General features: G+C 52.7%; 12 protein-coding genes and 6 tRNA genes. 3 read left to right on the top strand and 15 right to left on the bottom strand.

The features are described 5' to 3' along the window. Window positions 1-160 precede the first annotated feature (160 nt). The 6 genes from J5067_RS08315 to miaB form a co-directional block, all read right to left on the bottom strand. On the bottom strand, window positions 161-1,060 hold the full coding sequence (locus tag J5067_RS08315; protein WP_264645027.1) for an amino acid ABC transporter substrate-binding protein: 900 nt from the start codon (window positions 1,058-1,060) through the stop codon (window positions 161-163). 438 nt (window positions 1,061-1,498) lie between these two features. Further along, on the bottom strand, window positions 1,499-3,028 hold the full coding sequence (gene lnt, locus J5067_RS08310; protein WP_264650882.1) for an apolipoprotein N-acyltransferase: 1,530 nt from the start codon (window positions 3,026-3,028) through the stop codon (window positions 1,499-1,501). A gap of 7 nt (window positions 3,029-3,035) precedes the next feature. Next, window positions 3,036-3,914, bottom strand: coding sequence for a CNNM family magnesium/cobalt transport protein CorC (gene corC, locus J5067_RS08305; protein ID WP_264645029.1), 879 nt, complete (start codon window positions 3,912-3,914; stop codon window positions 3,036-3,038). Between the two features lie 290 nt (window positions 3,915-4,204). Further along, window positions 4,205-4,672: an rRNA maturation RNase YbeY gene (gene ybeY / locus J5067_RS08300; RefSeq protein ID WP_264645030.1), complete on the bottom strand. Its 468-nt coding sequence runs from the start codon at window positions 4,670-4,672 to the stop codon at window positions 4,205-4,207. Next, a complete protein-coding gene (locus J5067_RS08295; protein WP_264650881.1) occupies window positions 4,669-5,751 on the bottom strand; it encodes a PhoH family protein in 1,083 nt (360 codons plus the stop codon). The genes ybeY and J5067_RS08295 overlap by 4 nt, the downstream gene beginning before the upstream one ends. A gap of 174 nt (window positions 5,752-5,925) precedes the next feature. Beyond that, window positions 5,926-7,350 (bottom strand): tRNA (N6-isopentenyl adenosine(37)-C2)-methylthiotransferase MiaB, encoded by a 1,425-nt coding sequence (gene miaB, locus J5067_RS08290; RefSeq protein ID WP_264645032.1) that lies wholly within the window; start codon window positions 7,348-7,350, stop codon window positions 5,926-5,928. Between the two features lie 209 nt (window positions 7,351-7,559). Here miaB and ubiF point away from each other — a divergent pair, with 209 nt between their 5' ends. The 3 genes from ubiF to dinQ all read left to right on the top strand — a co-directional run bounded on the left by ubiF (window position 7,560) and on the right by dinQ (window position 9,699). Further along, window positions 7,560-8,741: a 3-demethoxyubiquinol 3-hydroxylase gene (gene ubiF / locus J5067_RS08285; protein ID WP_264650880.1), complete on the top strand. Its 1,182-nt coding sequence runs from the start codon at window positions 7,560-7,562 to the stop codon at window positions 8,739-8,741. 82 nt (window positions 8,742-8,823) lie between these two features. Further along, window positions 8,824-9,153: an SMR family transporter gene (locus J5067_RS08280; RefSeq protein ID WP_264645034.1), complete on the top strand. Its 330-nt coding sequence runs from the start codon at window positions 8,824-8,826 to the stop codon at window positions 9,151-9,153. A gap of 306 nt (window positions 9,154-9,459) precedes the next feature. After that, the gene (dinQ, locus tag J5067_RS23285; protein ID WP_369076100.1) at window positions 9,460-9,699 is read left to right on the top strand and encodes a damage-inducible type I toxin DinQ; all 240 of its coding nucleotides are present in this window, start codon (window positions 9,460-9,462) and stop codon (window positions 9,697-9,699) included. A gap of 134 nt (window positions 9,700-9,833) precedes the next feature. Here dinQ and J5067_RS08275 read toward each other — a convergent pair. The 9 genes from J5067_RS08275 to nagA form a co-directional block, all read right to left on the bottom strand. Continuing rightward, a tRNA-Gln gene (locus J5067_RS08275) sits at window positions 9,834-9,908 on the bottom strand. A 6-nt stretch (window positions 9,909-9,914) separates the two neighbouring features. Continuing rightward, window positions 9,915-9,991, bottom strand: a tRNA-Met gene (locus tag J5067_RS08270). A 69-nt stretch (window positions 9,992-10,060) separates the two neighbouring features. Beyond that, window positions 10,061-10,135 (bottom strand) — tRNA-Gln (locus tag J5067_RS08265). Window positions 10,136-10,164: 29 nt separating this feature from the next. Beyond that, window positions 10,165-10,239, bottom strand: a tRNA-Gln gene (locus tag J5067_RS08260). Between the two features lie 40 nt (window positions 10,240-10,279). Beyond that, window positions 10,280-10,364, bottom strand: a tRNA-Leu gene (locus J5067_RS08255). 9 nt (window positions 10,365-10,373) lie between these two features. Continuing rightward, window positions 10,374-10,450: transfer RNA gene (locus J5067_RS08250), tRNA-Met, on the bottom strand. Window positions 10,451-10,694: 244 nt separating this feature from the next. Next, window positions 10,695-12,356 carry an asparagine synthase B gene (gene asnB / locus J5067_RS08245; RefSeq protein ID WP_264645036.1) on the bottom strand — a complete coding sequence of 554 codons (1,662 nt, stop codon included), beginning with the start codon at window positions 12,354-12,356 and terminating at the stop codon, window positions 10,695-10,697. 280 nt (window positions 12,357-12,636) lie between these two features. Continuing rightward, complete coding sequence (locus J5067_RS08240; protein ID WP_264650879.1) at window positions 12,637-13,860, bottom strand: N-acetylglucosamine repressor; 1,224 nt, start codon at window positions 13,858-13,860, stop codon at window positions 12,637-12,639. Window positions 13,861-13,938: 78 nt separating this feature from the next. Then, window positions 13,939-15,087: an N-acetylglucosamine-6-phosphate deacetylase gene (gene nagA, locus J5067_RS08235; RefSeq protein ID WP_264650878.1), complete on the bottom strand. Its 1,149-nt coding sequence runs from the start codon at window positions 15,085-15,087 to the stop codon at window positions 13,939-13,941. Window positions 15,088-15,106: the final 19 nt, after the last annotated feature.

Here is a 15,106-nt window from a genome sequence, read left to right as displayed (position 1 = left end):
GATAACCCATTGGTGGGAAAGGGCAGTGCGGTTAATCAACACCTGCGATATCCACCGGTTGGGCCGGGACGCCAGACGGGGAACGACCGTCTGGCGTCTGTCTGTCCAGCCACGAGTCAACAATCGAGGGCAAGCTGTCTGCCCTTGTTTTCACTTGTTGTTAGTTTAATGCTTTATCGTTAGGGGCTTTGAACAGTGCCTTCATCTCTGCTGACAAATCGAAGTTCATGTTGAGATCTTTAGGCGGAATCGGCTGTTTGAACCAGCGATCGAATGATTTTTCCGCATCACCGGAGGTTTGCAATGTCGCAATGGTGTCATCAACCAGTTTCTTGAACTGCGGATCGTCTTTACGCAGCATACAGCCATAGGCTTCTTCGGACTGCGCGGTACCAACGATCACCCAGTCGCCCTGCTGTTTGGCCTTGGCACGTTCACCGGCCAGCAACGCGTCATCCATCATAAAGGCAACGGCACGACCTGTTTCCATGGTGCGGAAGGCATCGCCATGGTCTTTGGCGCTGATGATACGCATATCCAGTTTTTTCTCTTCGTTCAGCTTGTTCAGCAATTTCTCAGAGGTGGTGCCAGAGGTAACCACTACGGTTTTGCCTGCCAGATCCGGGAAGTCTTTAATGCCCGAGTCTTTTTTAGTCAGCAAACGCGTACCGACGATAAAGATGGTATTGGAGAAAGCCGCCTGTTGCTGACGTTCCAGGTTGTTGGTGGTGGAACCACATTCAAAATCAAAGGTGCCATTTTGCAACAAGGGGATACGGTTCTGGGATGTGATCGGAATCAGTTTGACCTGAAGATCGGCAACGCCAATTTTTGCTTTGACCGCATCGACAATTTTGTTCGAGTAATCCTGAGAGTAACCAACGACTTTCTGTTGGTTGTCATAGTAGGAAAATGGCACGGAAGACTCACGGTGGCCTACAACGATAACGCCATTGTCTTTGATCTTTTTCAGCGTCCCCGTTAATTCTTCTGCATGAGCCAGGCTGCTTGCGGCTGTACCAATCAGAAGCAGTGACAGTGCCAGTTTACGCATTTGCATGTTGTAACTCCTTTGCTGTTGTGATGACGGCAGTCGCTATGACGCTAAGGCGGTTGCGAATTCAATCATGCCGATAGAGCGCTCTCTTGGGTGCGACGGGCTATGCACCATAAAAGAGCGAGTACTTGCCTTTATCTTTAAAAAATAGCCGATTGTGAACAAAATGAAATAAATTTGTTTGTCTTTTGAGAACTCAACTGCACTAAATCACTGCACTAAAATCGTTTGGCACTATTTTGGTGCGCTGATTGCCCTGTTAAGGTGCTTTTTCGCTGGTTTTCAGAGAGCAAACAACGGAATCATCCCGTTACACTCTGTTATTCAATGAATAATAAGCAAATGATGTGCCAATTATGCAAATGGGCGATGGCAGGTATTACGCAAAGGTATGGCAGGTATTGGCGGGAAACCGGCAGACAACGCCTGCCGGTGATAACGTTAACGACGCAGACGGGTGACGCAGGCAATACCGGCCAGTACGGCGAGAATGATCCACATCGGCCAGGCACCAAAGCGAGCGTAGGGGGTGATGCCGGTGGTTGGTGTCACCTTGGTGAGCAGCACTTTGCGCGTAAACTGCGGCAGTTCGGCACTGATTTCACCCTGAGGGCCAATCACGGCAGTCACGCCATTGTTGGTCGCCCGCAGCAGCGGACGCCCTAATTCCAGAGCACGCATGCGGGCCATCTGGAAATGCTGCCATGGGCCGATAGAACGACCAAACCAGGCATCGTTGGATATGGTCAGCAGCATATCGGTATCAGGCTGGAAGTTATCGCGCACTTGTTGGCCGAGAATAATTTCATAGCACACCGTGGCCGTCATCCGTATACCGTTTACCATGAGCTGAGGCTGTTGGTAAGGGCCGCGGCTAAACGAAGACATCGGCAGATCGAAGAACGGTGCCAACGGCCGTAACAGCGTTTCCAACGGCACGAACTCACCAAACGGCACCAGATGGTTCTTGTTGTAGCGGTTAGCGCTGGGATAGCGGTACGGCTCGTTACCACCCAGCACGATAATGCTGTTGTAGAAGTCAACCTGCTCGTTTGTGCGACGGCGTGCATCCACAACCCCGGTGACCAGACTGCTGTTGTGCGCGCGCAGCAGGTCGTCGATCTGGTGCAGGTAGTCTTGCTGACGCGTCTCCACATCTGGGATAGCCGATTCTGGCCAGATAACGATTGGCGCTTTATCCAGATAAGGTTGCGTGGCGTCGCGGTAGATATTCAGAATCTGTTGCAGTGCATTCGGATCCCACTTTTGCGCTTGGGCAATATTGCCTTGCACCAGCGCAACGTTGACCGCGCGCTCGGGCTGAGGTGTGAACCAGTGGATAAATTTCAGCGGCCACGGGAGCACCAGTAACGCGATAGCGCAATAAAGAGGGAGGGTTTTGCGTCGTGCGGTACCAAAGACCAGCAGTCCGGCAATGATCACCAACAAGAGATTGATACCGTCAACCCCTAGCAGCGGTGCCAGGCCTTGCAGCGGCCCGTCAATCTGGCTGTAGCCAAATTGTAGCCAGGGAAAGCCGGTGAGTACCCAACCGCGCAACCACTCAGTGAACTGCCACAGTACTGGCGCGACCACGATCAGGCGCACCAGCGTCGTTCGCGGCCAAATGCGCGTTAACAGCCCCGCGAAGAGCGCGGGATAAAGCGACAGATACAGCGCCAGCAGTACCACCAGAAATACATTAATGGCTTCCGGCATGCCGCCGAACTCGGCGATGCTGACGTACACCCAGTTCACTCCGCTGCCAAACAGGCCAAAGCCCCAGCTAAAACCAATGGCGGCGGATTGCCGCCAGGTTCTGTTCAGCGTCAGGGCTTGCAATCCGCACAGCGAAACCAGTGCGGCAGGCCAGAAATCAAACGGCGAAAATGCCAGGGTGCCCCAGGCACCGCAGAACAGCGCCAGCAGGATACGCACCCGCTGGCGTCGTAAAACAGACATGACAGACATTGTCGAATTAGGGTTCCAGTGTTGGTTGATGCGCTTCGTCAGGGATTCTGACATGAGCCTGAATAATACGTCGGCTGTCCGCCATGGCAACTTTGAACAGGTAACCGTTGATGTCGATGGTTTCACCACGCGCCGGCAGATGGCCGAAGGCTTGCATCACCAGCCCGCCGATGGTGTCCACTTCTTCATCGCTGAACTGCGTGCCAAACACCTCATTGAAATCTTCAATCGGTGTTAACGCGCGCACGGTGTAGGTGTGTCGGTTCAGTTGACGGATATCGCGATCTTCCTCGTCGTCGTACTCATCTTCAATTTCGCCAACGATCAGCTCAAGAATATCTTCAATGGTGACCAGACCAGAAACACCGCCAAACTCATCGATGACGATAGCCATGTGATAACGCAGCGAACGGAACTCGTGCAGCATGCGGTCCACGCGTTTGCTTTCCGGCACCACGACCGCGGGACGCAACACCTGTTCCATGCTGAACGGCGCGGCATCGCTGCGCATAAACGGCAGCAGATCCTTGGCCATCAGGATGCCTTCAATATGGTCCTTGTCTTCACTGATCACCGGGAAACGCGAATGTGCCGATTCGATAATCACATCCAGACACTCTTCCAGTGTCTGATTGTGCTTCAGCGTGATCATTTGCGAACGGGGGATCATGATATCTCGCACGCGCTGCTCTCCGATATCCATCACCCCTTCGAGCATGTCGCGGGTGTCGGGATCGATCAGATCGTTTTGTTCGGAATCACGAATAAAGGCGAGGAGGTCACTACGATCCTTGGGTTCACCATGAAAAAGCTGGTTAAGGATCAGTGAGAAGAATCCTTTCTTGGGACTGGGGCTATCGCTGTTTTGAGAATGGTCGTCGCTCATGGCGTTTTATTTACTGTCTCTCTGGTTAGTCAATCATCATCAACCACGCAAAAGGGGCATACGCCATAAGACCATCAGGGCGCGCGGGCGGGTTGACATTAAGGTGCACGGTGCTAACCGCGCGTGGCGTTATGTTTAACCATAACGCCGTGAAGCTATGATGACGGAAATGGCACCATAATGGAAAATACATCATCATGAAAAAGCCGAGGCTTGTCGTAATCTACTGTACTTTTCGCAATAACAGAACAACGTGTGCCCTAAATAATTCGAGTTGCAGGCCTGTTGGCTCACTCTTTTTCAGACAGATAAGGGTCCGCATAGCCCATTTGCTGCATGATCTCGGTTTCCAACGCTTCCATCTCTTCCGCTTCGTCGTCCTCGATGTGATCATAACCCAGCAGATGCAGACAACCGTGAATCACCATATGTGCCCAGTGGGATTCTGCGGTGATTTGCTGTTCAATGGCTTCCTGCTCCACCACCTGGCGGCAAATGATCAGATCGCCCAATAACGACAGCTCAACTTCCGGCGGCGCTTCGAACGGAAAAGAGAGCACGTTGGTGGGTTTGTCTTTGCCACGATAGGTGTGATTCAGTTCGTGGCTTTCCGCTTCATCAACGATACGAATGGTCACTTCCGCTTCTGGCTGAAACTGCGGCAGTACCGCCTCCAGCCAACGTTGAAAATCCTGTTCGCTGGGCAGCCCTGCGCTGTTGTCGCTGGCGATTTGTAAATCGAGAATAACCTGACTCATTGTGACTCCTGCTTATCACCCGCCTCTGATACGGCGGGTGCACTGGCTGCTTGTGCTTCGCGTTTGCGCTCTTCGGCCTGCGTGGCGCGACGTTTCTGATCGGCTTCTTCCCAGGCTTCATAGGCGTTGACGATGCGCGCGACCACCGGATGGCGTACCACATCTTCACTGTGAAAGAAGTTAAAGCTGATCTCTTCCACATTGGCCAATACGTCAATGGCGTGGCGCAACCCCGATTTCATATTGCGTGGCAGGTCAATCTGAGTGATGTCACCGGTAATCACTGCCTTGGAATTGAAGCCAATACGGGTCAGGAACATTTTCATCTGTTCGAGCGTGGTGTTCTGGCTCTCATCGAGGATGATAAAGGCGTCGTTCAGGGTACGGCCGCGCATATAGGCTAACGGTGCTACTTCAATCACGTTGCGCTCAATGAGTTTTTCCACGCGCTCAAACCCCAGCATTTCGAATAATGCATCGTAGAGTGGGCGCAGGTAAGGATCGACCTTTTGGCTCAAATCACCGGGCAGAAAGCCGAGTTTTTCCCCCGCTTCAACGGCCGGGCGCGTTAACAAAATGCGGCGGATATCCTGACGTTCGAGCGCATCCACCGCAGCAGCGACCGCCAGATAGGTTTTCCCCGTTCCCGCAGGGCCTACGCCGAAGGTGATATCATGGTCGAGGATGTTGGCGATATACTGCGCCTGATTCGGCGTGCGCGGCTTGATGATGCCACGTTTGGTGCGAATGTTGATTGCCTTGCCAAAATCCGGCACGCTCTCGGCGCTTTGCTCCAGTACGCCCGATTCTTTGATCGCCAGATGAATCTGCTCAGGATCGATATCGCCTTCCACGCCACGCACGGGCGCGGTATCAACATAGAGACGTTGCAGAATATCTGCCGCTGCCTCAATGCACAGGCCTTTTCCGACCAGTTTGAATGTGTTGTCTCGACGGTTGATTTCGATTCCGAGACGGCGCTCCAACTGTTTGATATTGCTATCAAAGGGGCCGCACAGGTTGAGCAGGCGTTTATTATCAGCGGGTTCGAGGGCAATCTCTTTTATCGTAACGTTCAAATTATTCCTCTTGGTATGTCAACGCTCGTCATCGTGAGTGATGAGAACAATAAGGTGCGAGATGATGATTGAATTATTTATCGGTAACAGGGAAAGGTGCAAGTGGCAATACATCTATGATGACGCGCGGCTAACAAGTGCACGGGCGAGTGCATCGCCCGTGCGGGTCATCCATCAGGGTTGGTAGATGCCGACGCCGATATCGTTCTCTTTACGGGTACGTGCAATCACGGAGGCCGGAGATTCACTGATGCGCAGGCCCATCTGGTCTTCTGTTTTGACAACCATGCCGCGCAGTGAATTCGGACGAACGTCGACAATTTCAACATCAACGAACTTACCAATCATATCCGGGGTGCCTTCGAAGTTAACCACGCGGTTATTTTCCGTGCGGCCTGACAGTTCCATCACGCTTTTACGTGATGTTCCTTCCACCAGAATGCGTTGGATGCTGCCCAACATGCGACGGCTGAACTGCATCGCCTGCTGGCTGATACGTTCTTGCAGAATATACAAGCGCTGCTTTTTCTCTTCTTCGCTGACATCATCAACCATGTCTGCGGCGGGCGTTCCCGGACGCGCGGAGTAGATAAAGCTAAAACTCATATCAAAATTGACGTCACCAATCAGTTTCATGGTTTGTTCAAAATCTTCCTGGGTTTCACCGGGGAAGCCGATAATAAAGTCGGAACTGATGTGTATATCCGGTCGCGCGCTGCGCAGTTTACGAATAATGGCTTTGTATTCCAGCGCGGTATGGCGGCGCTTCATCATGGTCAGAATGCGATCGGAACCGCTCTGCACCGGCAGATGAAGGAAACTCACCAGTTCAGGCGTATCTTCATAGACGCTGATGATATCGTCGGTAAACTCAATCGGGTGACTGGTGATAAAGCGGAGGCGGTCGATGCCGTCTATCGCGGCCACCAGACGCAGCAAATCGGCAAACGAGCAGATGCTGCCATCAAAATTTTCACCACGATAGGCGTTGACGTTTTGACCCAACAAGTTAACTTCGCGTACCCCTTGTGCGGCCAACTGCGCAATTTCATATAAGACGTCGTCGCAGGGGCGGCTGACTTCTTCACCGCGCGTATAAGGCACCACGCAGAATGAACAGTATTTGTTGCACCCTTCCATGATGGAAACAAACGCCGACGGCCCTTCGGCACGAGGCTCCGGCAGTCGGTCAAATTTTTCGACTTCCGGGAAGCTGATATCGACCACCGGACTGTGTGTGCCCTGAACGTGGTTAATCATCTCTGGCAGGCGGTGCAGCGTTTGCGGGCCAAAAATCAGATCGACATAACTGGCGCGTTCGCGAATATGCTCACCTTCCTGAGAAGCCACACAGCCGCCCACACCAATAATCAGGTCTGGATTGTTCTCTTTCAGCGCTCTCCAGCGGCCAAGTTGATGGAAAACTTTTTCCTGTGCCTTTTCACGGATAGAACAGGTATTCAGCAGCAGAACGTCAGCCTCTTCGGCCACCTCGGTCAGCTCATAACCGTGTGTACTTTCCAGCAGGTCAGCCATCTTGGATGAATCGTACTCATTCATCTGACAGCCCCAGGTTTTAATGTGCAGTTTCTTTGTCATCGACTTGTCATTACTCAGTGCGGGTGAAAAAGCGTATTACCAAATCATAGATGCCCGGAAATACGGACGGGGCACGTATTGTAATCTTTTGCTGCGGTTGTGACCAGAGCGCGAAATTTGTTGAGCGTTTTTTCGCAGAGTCAACGCGGTTGGCGAAAATCCAGTACACTGTGCCTATCAGTCACACAGTTTGAGTCGGTTTAGGCACGATGAACGGAATAAATCAACGGTATGATGCCATCGTGGTCGGTGGCGGGATGGTCGGTGCCGCAGTCGCGCTCGGGCTCGCGCGCAACGGTTTTCAGGTCGCGGTGCTGGAGCAGGCGGCCCCCGCTACCTTTATGGACGACAGTGCGCCGGATATTCGGGTTTCGGCGCTGGGATATGCCTCTGTTTCACTGTTAAAGTCGTTGGGGGCGTGGTCGGGCGTTGAGCAGATGCGCTGTGCGCCTTATCGCCGATTGGAAACCTGGGAATGGGATGATGCGCGCGTTGCTTTCAGCGCCGCCGACTTGCACCTGCCCGAATTGGGATTCATGGTGGAGAATCGGGTACTGCAACTGGCGCTGTGGCAATGCCTGGCCGAACAGCAGCGGTGTGATATCCGTTGCCCCGCGCAGATACGCAGCATGGTTCGCACGCCAGCGTGCTGGCAGATTACGCTGGAGAGCGGAGAGACATTGAGCGCGCCTCTGGTTCTCGGTGCGGATGGTGCCAACTCGCGTGTGCGCCAGTGGGCGGGCATTGGCATCAATGGATGGCAGTATCGGCAATCGTGCATGTTGATTGCCGTCGATACCCAGCAGCCTCAGCAGGATTGTACCTGGCAGCAGTTTACGCCTCAGGGGCCGCGCGCATTTTTGCCGCTGTTTGGATCGTGGGGCGCGTTGGCATGGTATGACAGTCCGCGTCGCATTCGTCAGCTTCAATCACTGTCGCTGCCGCAGTTGGACAACGCGATTGCAGAGACCTTCCCCGCGCGTTTGGGGCCCGTGAAGTCGGTTGCCGCCGGGTCGTTCCCGCTGGTGCGTCGTCATGCACAACGCTATGTGGCTGAGGGCGTCGCCCTGGTGGGGGATGCGGCCCATACCATTAATCCGCTCGCCGGGCAGGGCGTGAACCTCGGTTATCGTGATGCTGACGCACTGATTGAGGTTGTGACTGGCGCGCGGGATGCGGGGGAGTGCTGGCACAGTGAGGCCGTTTTGCTGCGCTATCAGCGCCGGCGTAAGGCCGATAATCTGTTAATGCAAAATGGCATGGATTTGTTTTATAACGCGTTTAGCAATAGTTTACCGCCGTTGACCTTTGCCCGAAATATGGCATTGCTGGCGGCTGAGCGCGCGGGACATCTCAAAACGCTGGCGCTGAAATATGCCATCGGTGTGTAATGTATTGGTGTTAGTGTGGTGATGGTGGTCGATTTCTAAGGCTAAGGCGCTCGGGCGCGATTTTGTAAGGTAGCGGTTGTTTATGACGTATCTGTTTCTTTCTCTCGCCATTGTGGCGGAAGTGATCGCCACTTCGGCGCTCAAGCTTTCAGATGGCTTTAGTCGTTTAATGCCCAGCATTATTACTGTGATATTTTATGGCGTGTCGTTCTATTGCCTTTCTCTGACTATGCGCACGCTGCCGACTGGCATCATTTATGCCATCTGGTCAGGGGTTGGGATTGTGCTGATTGCCACGGTCAGTTGGCTGTTCTACGGCCAAAAACTCGATTTGCCCGCGATGCTGGGAATGTTGCTGATTATCCTGGGCGTGATAGTGATTAACCTGTTTTCCAAGTCGGTGGCGCATTGATACGACATTTTTGATAGGGAAACAGAAGCGCTCTTCGTTTGTTGATTCGCGGTTCAACGTTCTCACCATGATCGTCTCTCTGGTAGAGTTGTCATCGGCCGATGGAGAAGGTAGACTCAATGTGTTAGTAACGATTGTCGCGCCGCGCTGAGGCCACCAACCTTGGCAAGCAAAAAACCCAACTTCGCTGTTGGGTTTTTTTTTGCCTGTTTACTGTGCGTTAATTGTGTTACTCAGGGCCGCTTTTTACTCTCTAGTTGTTGGTATGCGGTTGCGTTCTAGGGCTACGGTTATGTGGCACAAGTCATGTTGAGAGGTAAAGACCTGTCCGGGTTACAGGTGGTGCTGGTTCGGTGCCTTGACCTGAGCGCGACAATTGTTACTAACAAAGGCGATAATCCTTCGTGCAGGCAGCGTAAAGGTAACGATCAGGGGAATCGCGCTCCCAACCGGAGCAAACGGATGAGAGCGATTGTAGAATCGGCCATCATCGTTCTAAAGGCGCTAGTAGCGTTTTTGGAGCTGATCCGCATTTTCCTGACTTAATGCCGGAAACGTAACTAAGGCCACCGGGTTACCGCTCGGTGGCCTTTAATCGTTTATTGAATAACGAATAAAAGCAAACAGGGCGACGTCTTTCGACTGTCGCCCTGTTTCTCGCTGTGTTACCAGCGTTTTTTTGGCTGGGGTACGAGGATTCGAACCTCGGAATGGTGGAATCAGAATCCACTGCCTTACCGCTTGGCGATACCCCAAAAATGTGGTGGCTACGACGGGAATCGAACCTGTGACCCCAGCATTATGAGTGCTGTGCTCTAACCAGCTGAGCTACGTAGCCAAATAGTACATCTTGGTTTTTTGCTTTTCAACAAAAACTTTTAACTTCAATCACATAGCATCAATTACATGGCTGGGGTACCTGGATTCGAACCAGGGAATGCCGGTATCAAAAACCGGTGCCTTACCGCTTGGCGATACCCCAACAACGTGCAATCCGATGCGGCATTAAGGTGGCTGGGGTACCTGGATTCGAACCAGGGAATGCCGGTATCAAAAACCGGTGCCTTACCGCTTGGCGATACCCCAATACCCTAACATGCCTTGTTGCATAACAACCGTGAAGGAATGGTGCGGGAGGCGAGACTTGAACTCGCACACCTTGCGGCGCCAGAACCTAAATCTGGTGCGTCTACCAATTTCGCCACTCCCGCAAGAAAAGATGGTGGCTACGACGGGAATCGAACCTGTGACCCCAGCATTATGAGTGCTGTGCTCTAACCAGCTGAGCTACGTAGCCATCTTTTCCGCGTCACCTTCATCGGCGTTGCGGGGCGCATTATGCGTAGTTGGCCGAATTGCGTCAACACATTTTTTCCCTAAAAACGCCTGTGACGGTTCGTTTGTTTGGGTTGTGAACAGTATGATGAGAAAAGCGACAATAAAACAGGTTTTCCTGCGACAAAAGTAAAAAAACGGGCCCGCAAAGGGCCCGTTTTTATTCGAGACAATCACCATAAGGCAATGTTCTATAACGTTTGCTATCAGTAGGCTGATTGGTGAACGCCAACCGAACGGCCTGAAGGATCGTCCAGCTTTTTGAAGGACTCATCCCACTCGATCGCTTTTGCCGAAGAACAGGCGACAGAAGGGCCTCCAGGCACGCATTCTGCGGCGCTCGGTACCGGGAACAGCTCTTCGAAGATTTCACGGTACAGGTAGCCTTCTTTGGATGTCGGCGTGTTGTACGGGAAACGGAAGTGGGCGGTTTCCAGTTGCTGATCGGTAACCTGTTTTGCCGCTACCTCTTTCAGCGTGTCAATCCAGCTATACCCTACGCCATCAGAGAATTGCTCTTTCTGACGCCAGGCGACGCTGTGTGGCAGGTAGGATTCAAAACATTCGCGCAGAATGTGTTTTTCCATTTTCCCGTTGCCACACATTTTGTCCTGAGGGTTGATGCGCATTGCTACATCCAGGAATTTTTTATCCAGGAACGGCACACGTGCTTCCACGCCCCAGGCGGACATGGCCTTGTTGGCACGCGCGCAATCGTATTGATGCAGGGCCAGCAGTTTACGTACCGTTTCTTCGTGCAGCTCTTTGGCGTTTGGCGCTTTGTGGAAATACAGGTAACCGCCGAACACTTCATCAGAGCCTTCACCGGACAGCACCATTTTGATGCCCATCGCTTTGATTTTACGCGACATCAGATACATCGGCGTAGACGCACGAATGGTAGTCACGTCATACGTTTCGATGTGATAAATCACGTCACGAATCGCATCCAGCCCTTCTTGCACGGTGAAATGAATTTCGTGGTGCACCGTGCCCAAATGGCTTGCCACTTCCTGCGCGGCTTTCAGATCCGGCGCGCCTTCCAGGCCCACTGCGAAAGAGTGCAGTTGCGGCCACCAGGCTTCACTGCGTTCGTCGTCTTCCACGCGGCGTGCGGCAAATTTCTTGGTAATCGCGGAAATAACGGAAGAGTCCAGACCGCCAGAAAGCAGTACGCCGTAAGGCACATCGGACATCAGGTGGCTTTTCACCGATTCTTCCAACGCGTCACGCAGCGCTTCTTTATCAGTCACGTTGTCTTTGACGGCATCGTATTCGAACCAGTCACGGCGGTAGTATTCGCGAATTTCGCCGTCTTTGCTCCACAGGTAGCTGCCTGCCGGGAATTCCTTGATGGTACGGCAGACCGGCACCAGCGCTTTCATTTCGGAGGCGACATAGAAGTTGCCGAATTCATCGTGGCCCATATACAGCGGGATAATGCCCAAATGGTCACGGCCAATCAGGTAAGCGTCTTTCTCACTGTCATACAGCGCAAAGGCGAACATGCCGCGCAGGTCGTCTAAGAATTCCGGCCCTTTTTCTTGATACAGTGCCAGAATGACTTCGCAGTCAGAACCGGTCTGGAAGGCATAACGGTCGCCGTACTGCTGGCGCAATGCCTGATGGTTATAGATTTCACCGTTGACAGCCAGAATATGGGTGTGCGCCTGGTTGTAGAGCGGTTGGGCACCGGTGTTGACGTCAACGATGGAGAGACGTTCGTGGGCCAAAATCGCTTTTTCATTGGCATAAATACCAGACCAGTCCGGGCCGCGGTGGCGCATCAGGCGAGACAGCTCCAGCGCTTTTTTACGCAATTCAACCGGATCGGTTTTGATATCCAACACACCAAAAATAGAACACATAAAGAACTCCCTCTAGCTCACCTGTCTGTAGTGAAATAACACGGTTATGGCGTCAGCAACCTTGAGTGGGACAATACCACAACGCTTCGCGTTGCCTTTTGCTCTACCAATGACAATGATTTAGCATCAAAACGCCACTTGAATTCAATATCATTTAATGAAAAAAGCCTTTGGCATGTGTTTTATTCAATGCGAAAGGCTTGTTTATGAAAAAATGATAATCGGTGTCGCTATTGAGGGCGAATTTTTGCGGATTACATAATCCCGCAAACGAGCGCGATCAAGAGGGCTCCAGCAAATGTTGCAACAGCACGCCGTTAAGCATGGCGCGTTTTACCAGTGCGAAAGCCCCGATGGGAGAGAGGTGGTTCAGTGTGGACACTTCGATCGGCAGGTGCTGACGAAATTCTTTCAGCACCTGAGTGTTGATGCAGCGTTGAATGGCGGGCAACAGAATTTTCTCGGCATCGGTGATTTCACCGGCAATCACTACCTTTTGCGGGTTGAACAGGTTGATGGCGATGGCAAGCGCTCTGCCTAAATATTTACCCGCGTGCTCGAGCACATCTTGTGCCAGCGTATCACCCCGGTTGGCGGCTTTGCAGATGGCGGTGATGGTGCACTCTTCGCGTGTCAGTTTGCTGCTGAACCCTTGTGATAGCAGGTGAGCAACACGTTGCTCAATCGCACCGTTGGACACCACCGTTTCCAGACAGCCAAAGTTACCGCAGTGGCAACGCTCGCCGAGGGGATCGATCTGAATATGTCCGATTTCGCCCACGTTGCCGTTGCTACCGAGGAATATTTGACCGTTGACCAAAATGCCCGCACCGGTGCCGCGGTGAACGCGGACCAAAATGGAGTCGGGATAGTCGTGAGTGGCACCAAAATAGTGTTCAGCCAGCGCCAGGCTGCGAATATCATGGCCGACAAAGCAGGTAACCTTAAAGCGCTGTTGTAACAGTTGTACCAGCGGCCAGTTATCGACGCTGATATGCGGCATGTAATGCACAATTCCCGCCGAGGGATCGACCAGGCCAGGGAGCACCACCGAGATAGCGATCAATTCCCGAATACGGCGTTGATTGATGGCGATAAAATCGCTGATGGCGTCAAACAGCGAAGCTTCCAGCGTATCCTGAGTGCTTTCTGTCAACGGGTAGTGGGCATCGTTAAGTGATTTACCCTGAAGATCGTAAAGTGCAATCGTGGCACCGTGACGGCCCAAACGCACGGCAATCGCGTGAAAAGGCCGCGTTTCACAAATGATGGAAATGGCGCGCCGCCCGCCGGTAGAGGCCTGTTGGTCAACTTCTTTTATCAACCCACGCTCCAACAGTTGGCGCGTGATTTTTGTGACGCTGGCAGGGGCAAGCTGACTGAATTCGGCTATCTGAATACGGGAAATGGGGCCTTGTTGATCAATCAGACGATAGACAACGGCACTATTTAACTGCTTGACCAGATCAACATTCCCTATTTGTGCTTGTCCGCCTGTCGTCATTCTTGAACGCTCGCTTATCTTTTCGGCCTCGTTTTATATCCACCCTACCTCAGATAGCCTAAGCGTTTGCTACACGTGTTATCGCGTATAGACGCTGTTGCCATTCACGAAGGTCTGAAGGACGTGGTACCCATCATCAAATACTGTCAGGTTGGCGATTTTTCCACTTTCGATACTGCCTAACCGATCGTCGACATGCATGGCGCGCGCTGGGTAAAGGGTTGCCATACGCAGCGCTTCATCGAGCGCAATACCGACATGTTTCACGCTGTTCTTGACGGCATCGATCATCGTCAGTGCCGAACCGCTCAGCGTGCCGTTATCATCCACGCACAACCCATCACGGTAGTATATGGTTTTACCGGCAAAAGTGAACCTATCGATATCAGCGCCAGCCGGGGCCGTGGCATCGGTGACCAGCACAAGCTTTTCGCCTTTGATCCGTTTGCTGTTGCGGATATTGGCCCAATCAACGTGCATGCCGTCGGCGATGATGCCGCAGTAGATCTCAGGCGCATCATAAATAGCGCCCACCAAACCCGGTTCGCGTCCGCTAATATACGGCATGGCATTAAACAGGTGTGTGGCAAAGCGAATACCGGCAGCAAATCCGCGTTTCGCTTCCTGCCAGGTGGCATTGGAATGCCCGGCAGAAACCACGATCCCCGCCTGGCTAAGCTGTCGAATCATGGCAGGTGGCACCTTTTCCGGTGCCAGCGTGATTTGACCAATCACATCCGCATTGGCACAAAGATAGTCAACCAGCTGTTGCTCTGGCGCACGGATCAGGCGGGCATCGTGCGTACCTTTTTTTATTACATTCAGCCAGGGCCCTTCAATATGCAGGCCGAGCGCCTGATTGGCGTATGATGCGAGATAAGCGCGCATCGTTTCTACCGCGTGCTTGATAAAGGCATCACTGGAGGTGATAAGCGTAGGGAGAAAACTGGTGCAACCTGAGCGTTGGTTGGCATGCTGCATGGTTTCCAGCGTGGCAATGGAAATGGCATCAAGGCTGTCATTGAACTGGACGCCACCGCAGCCGTTAAGCTGTAAATCGATAAAGCCGGGGGCCACCGAGGCACCATTCAGACTGTGGCGTGGCAGGGTGTCGGAGAGATCGGATTCGAGACACACGCTTTCGATCGTGCCATCGTTGATAACGATAGCATGGTCATCCAGGATTTGGTGCCCGGTATAGATACGACAATGGGTTAACGCATACATCTTGAACTCCCGGCTTACA

Origin of the sequence: Candidatus Symbiopectobacterium sp. NZEC151, from assembly GCF_025962655.1 — a bacterium.
Classification (GTDB): Bacteria; Pseudomonadota; Gammaproteobacteria; order Enterobacterales; family Enterobacteriaceae; genus Symbiopectobacterium.
Note: the sequence above shows the minus strand (reverse complement) of the source record. Positions and strands in the feature narration are given on the sequence as shown.

Bases quoted from the DNA above. Each gene is read 5' to 3' on its own strand.
- J5067_RS08315 (WP_264645027.1), bottom strand. From the start codon at position 1,060: ATGCAAATGCGTAAACTGGCACTGTCACTGCTTCTGATTGGTACAGCC.
- lnt (WP_264650882.1), bottom strand. From the start codon at position 3,028: ATGTCTGTCATGTCTGTTTTACGACGCCAGCGGGTGCGTATCCTGCTG.
- corC (WP_264645029.1), bottom strand. From the start codon at position 3,914: ATGAGCGACGACCATTCTCAAAACAGCGATAGCCCCAGTCCCAAGAAA.
- ybeY (WP_264645030.1), bottom strand. From the start codon at position 4,672: ATGAGTCAGGTTATTCTCGATTTACAAATCGCCAGCGACAACAGCGCA.
- miaB (WP_264645032.1), bottom strand. From the start codon at position 7,350: ATGACAAAGAAACTGCACATTAAAACCTGGGGCTGTCAGATGAATGAG.
- ubiF (WP_264650880.1), top strand. From the start codon at position 7,560: ATGAACGGAATAAATCAACGGTATGATGCCATCGTGGTCGGTGGCGGG.
- J5067_RS08280 (WP_264645034.1), top strand. From the start codon at position 8,824: ATGACGTATCTGTTTCTTTCTCTCGCCATTGTGGCGGAAGTGATCGCC.
- dinQ (WP_369076100.1), top strand. From the start codon at position 9,460: ATGTTGAGAGGTAAAGACCTGTCCGGGTTACAGGTGGTGCTGGTTCGG.
- asnB (WP_264645036.1), bottom strand. From the start codon at position 12,356: ATGTGTTCTATTTTTGGTGTGTTGGATATCAAAACCGATCCGGTTGAA.
- J5067_RS08240 (WP_264650879.1), bottom strand. From the start codon at position 13,860: ATGACGACAGGCGGACAAGCACAAATAGGGAATGTTGATCTGGTCAAG.
- nagA (WP_264650878.1), bottom strand. From the start codon at position 15,087: ATGTATGCGTTAACCCATTGTCGTATCTATACCGGGCACCAAATCCTG.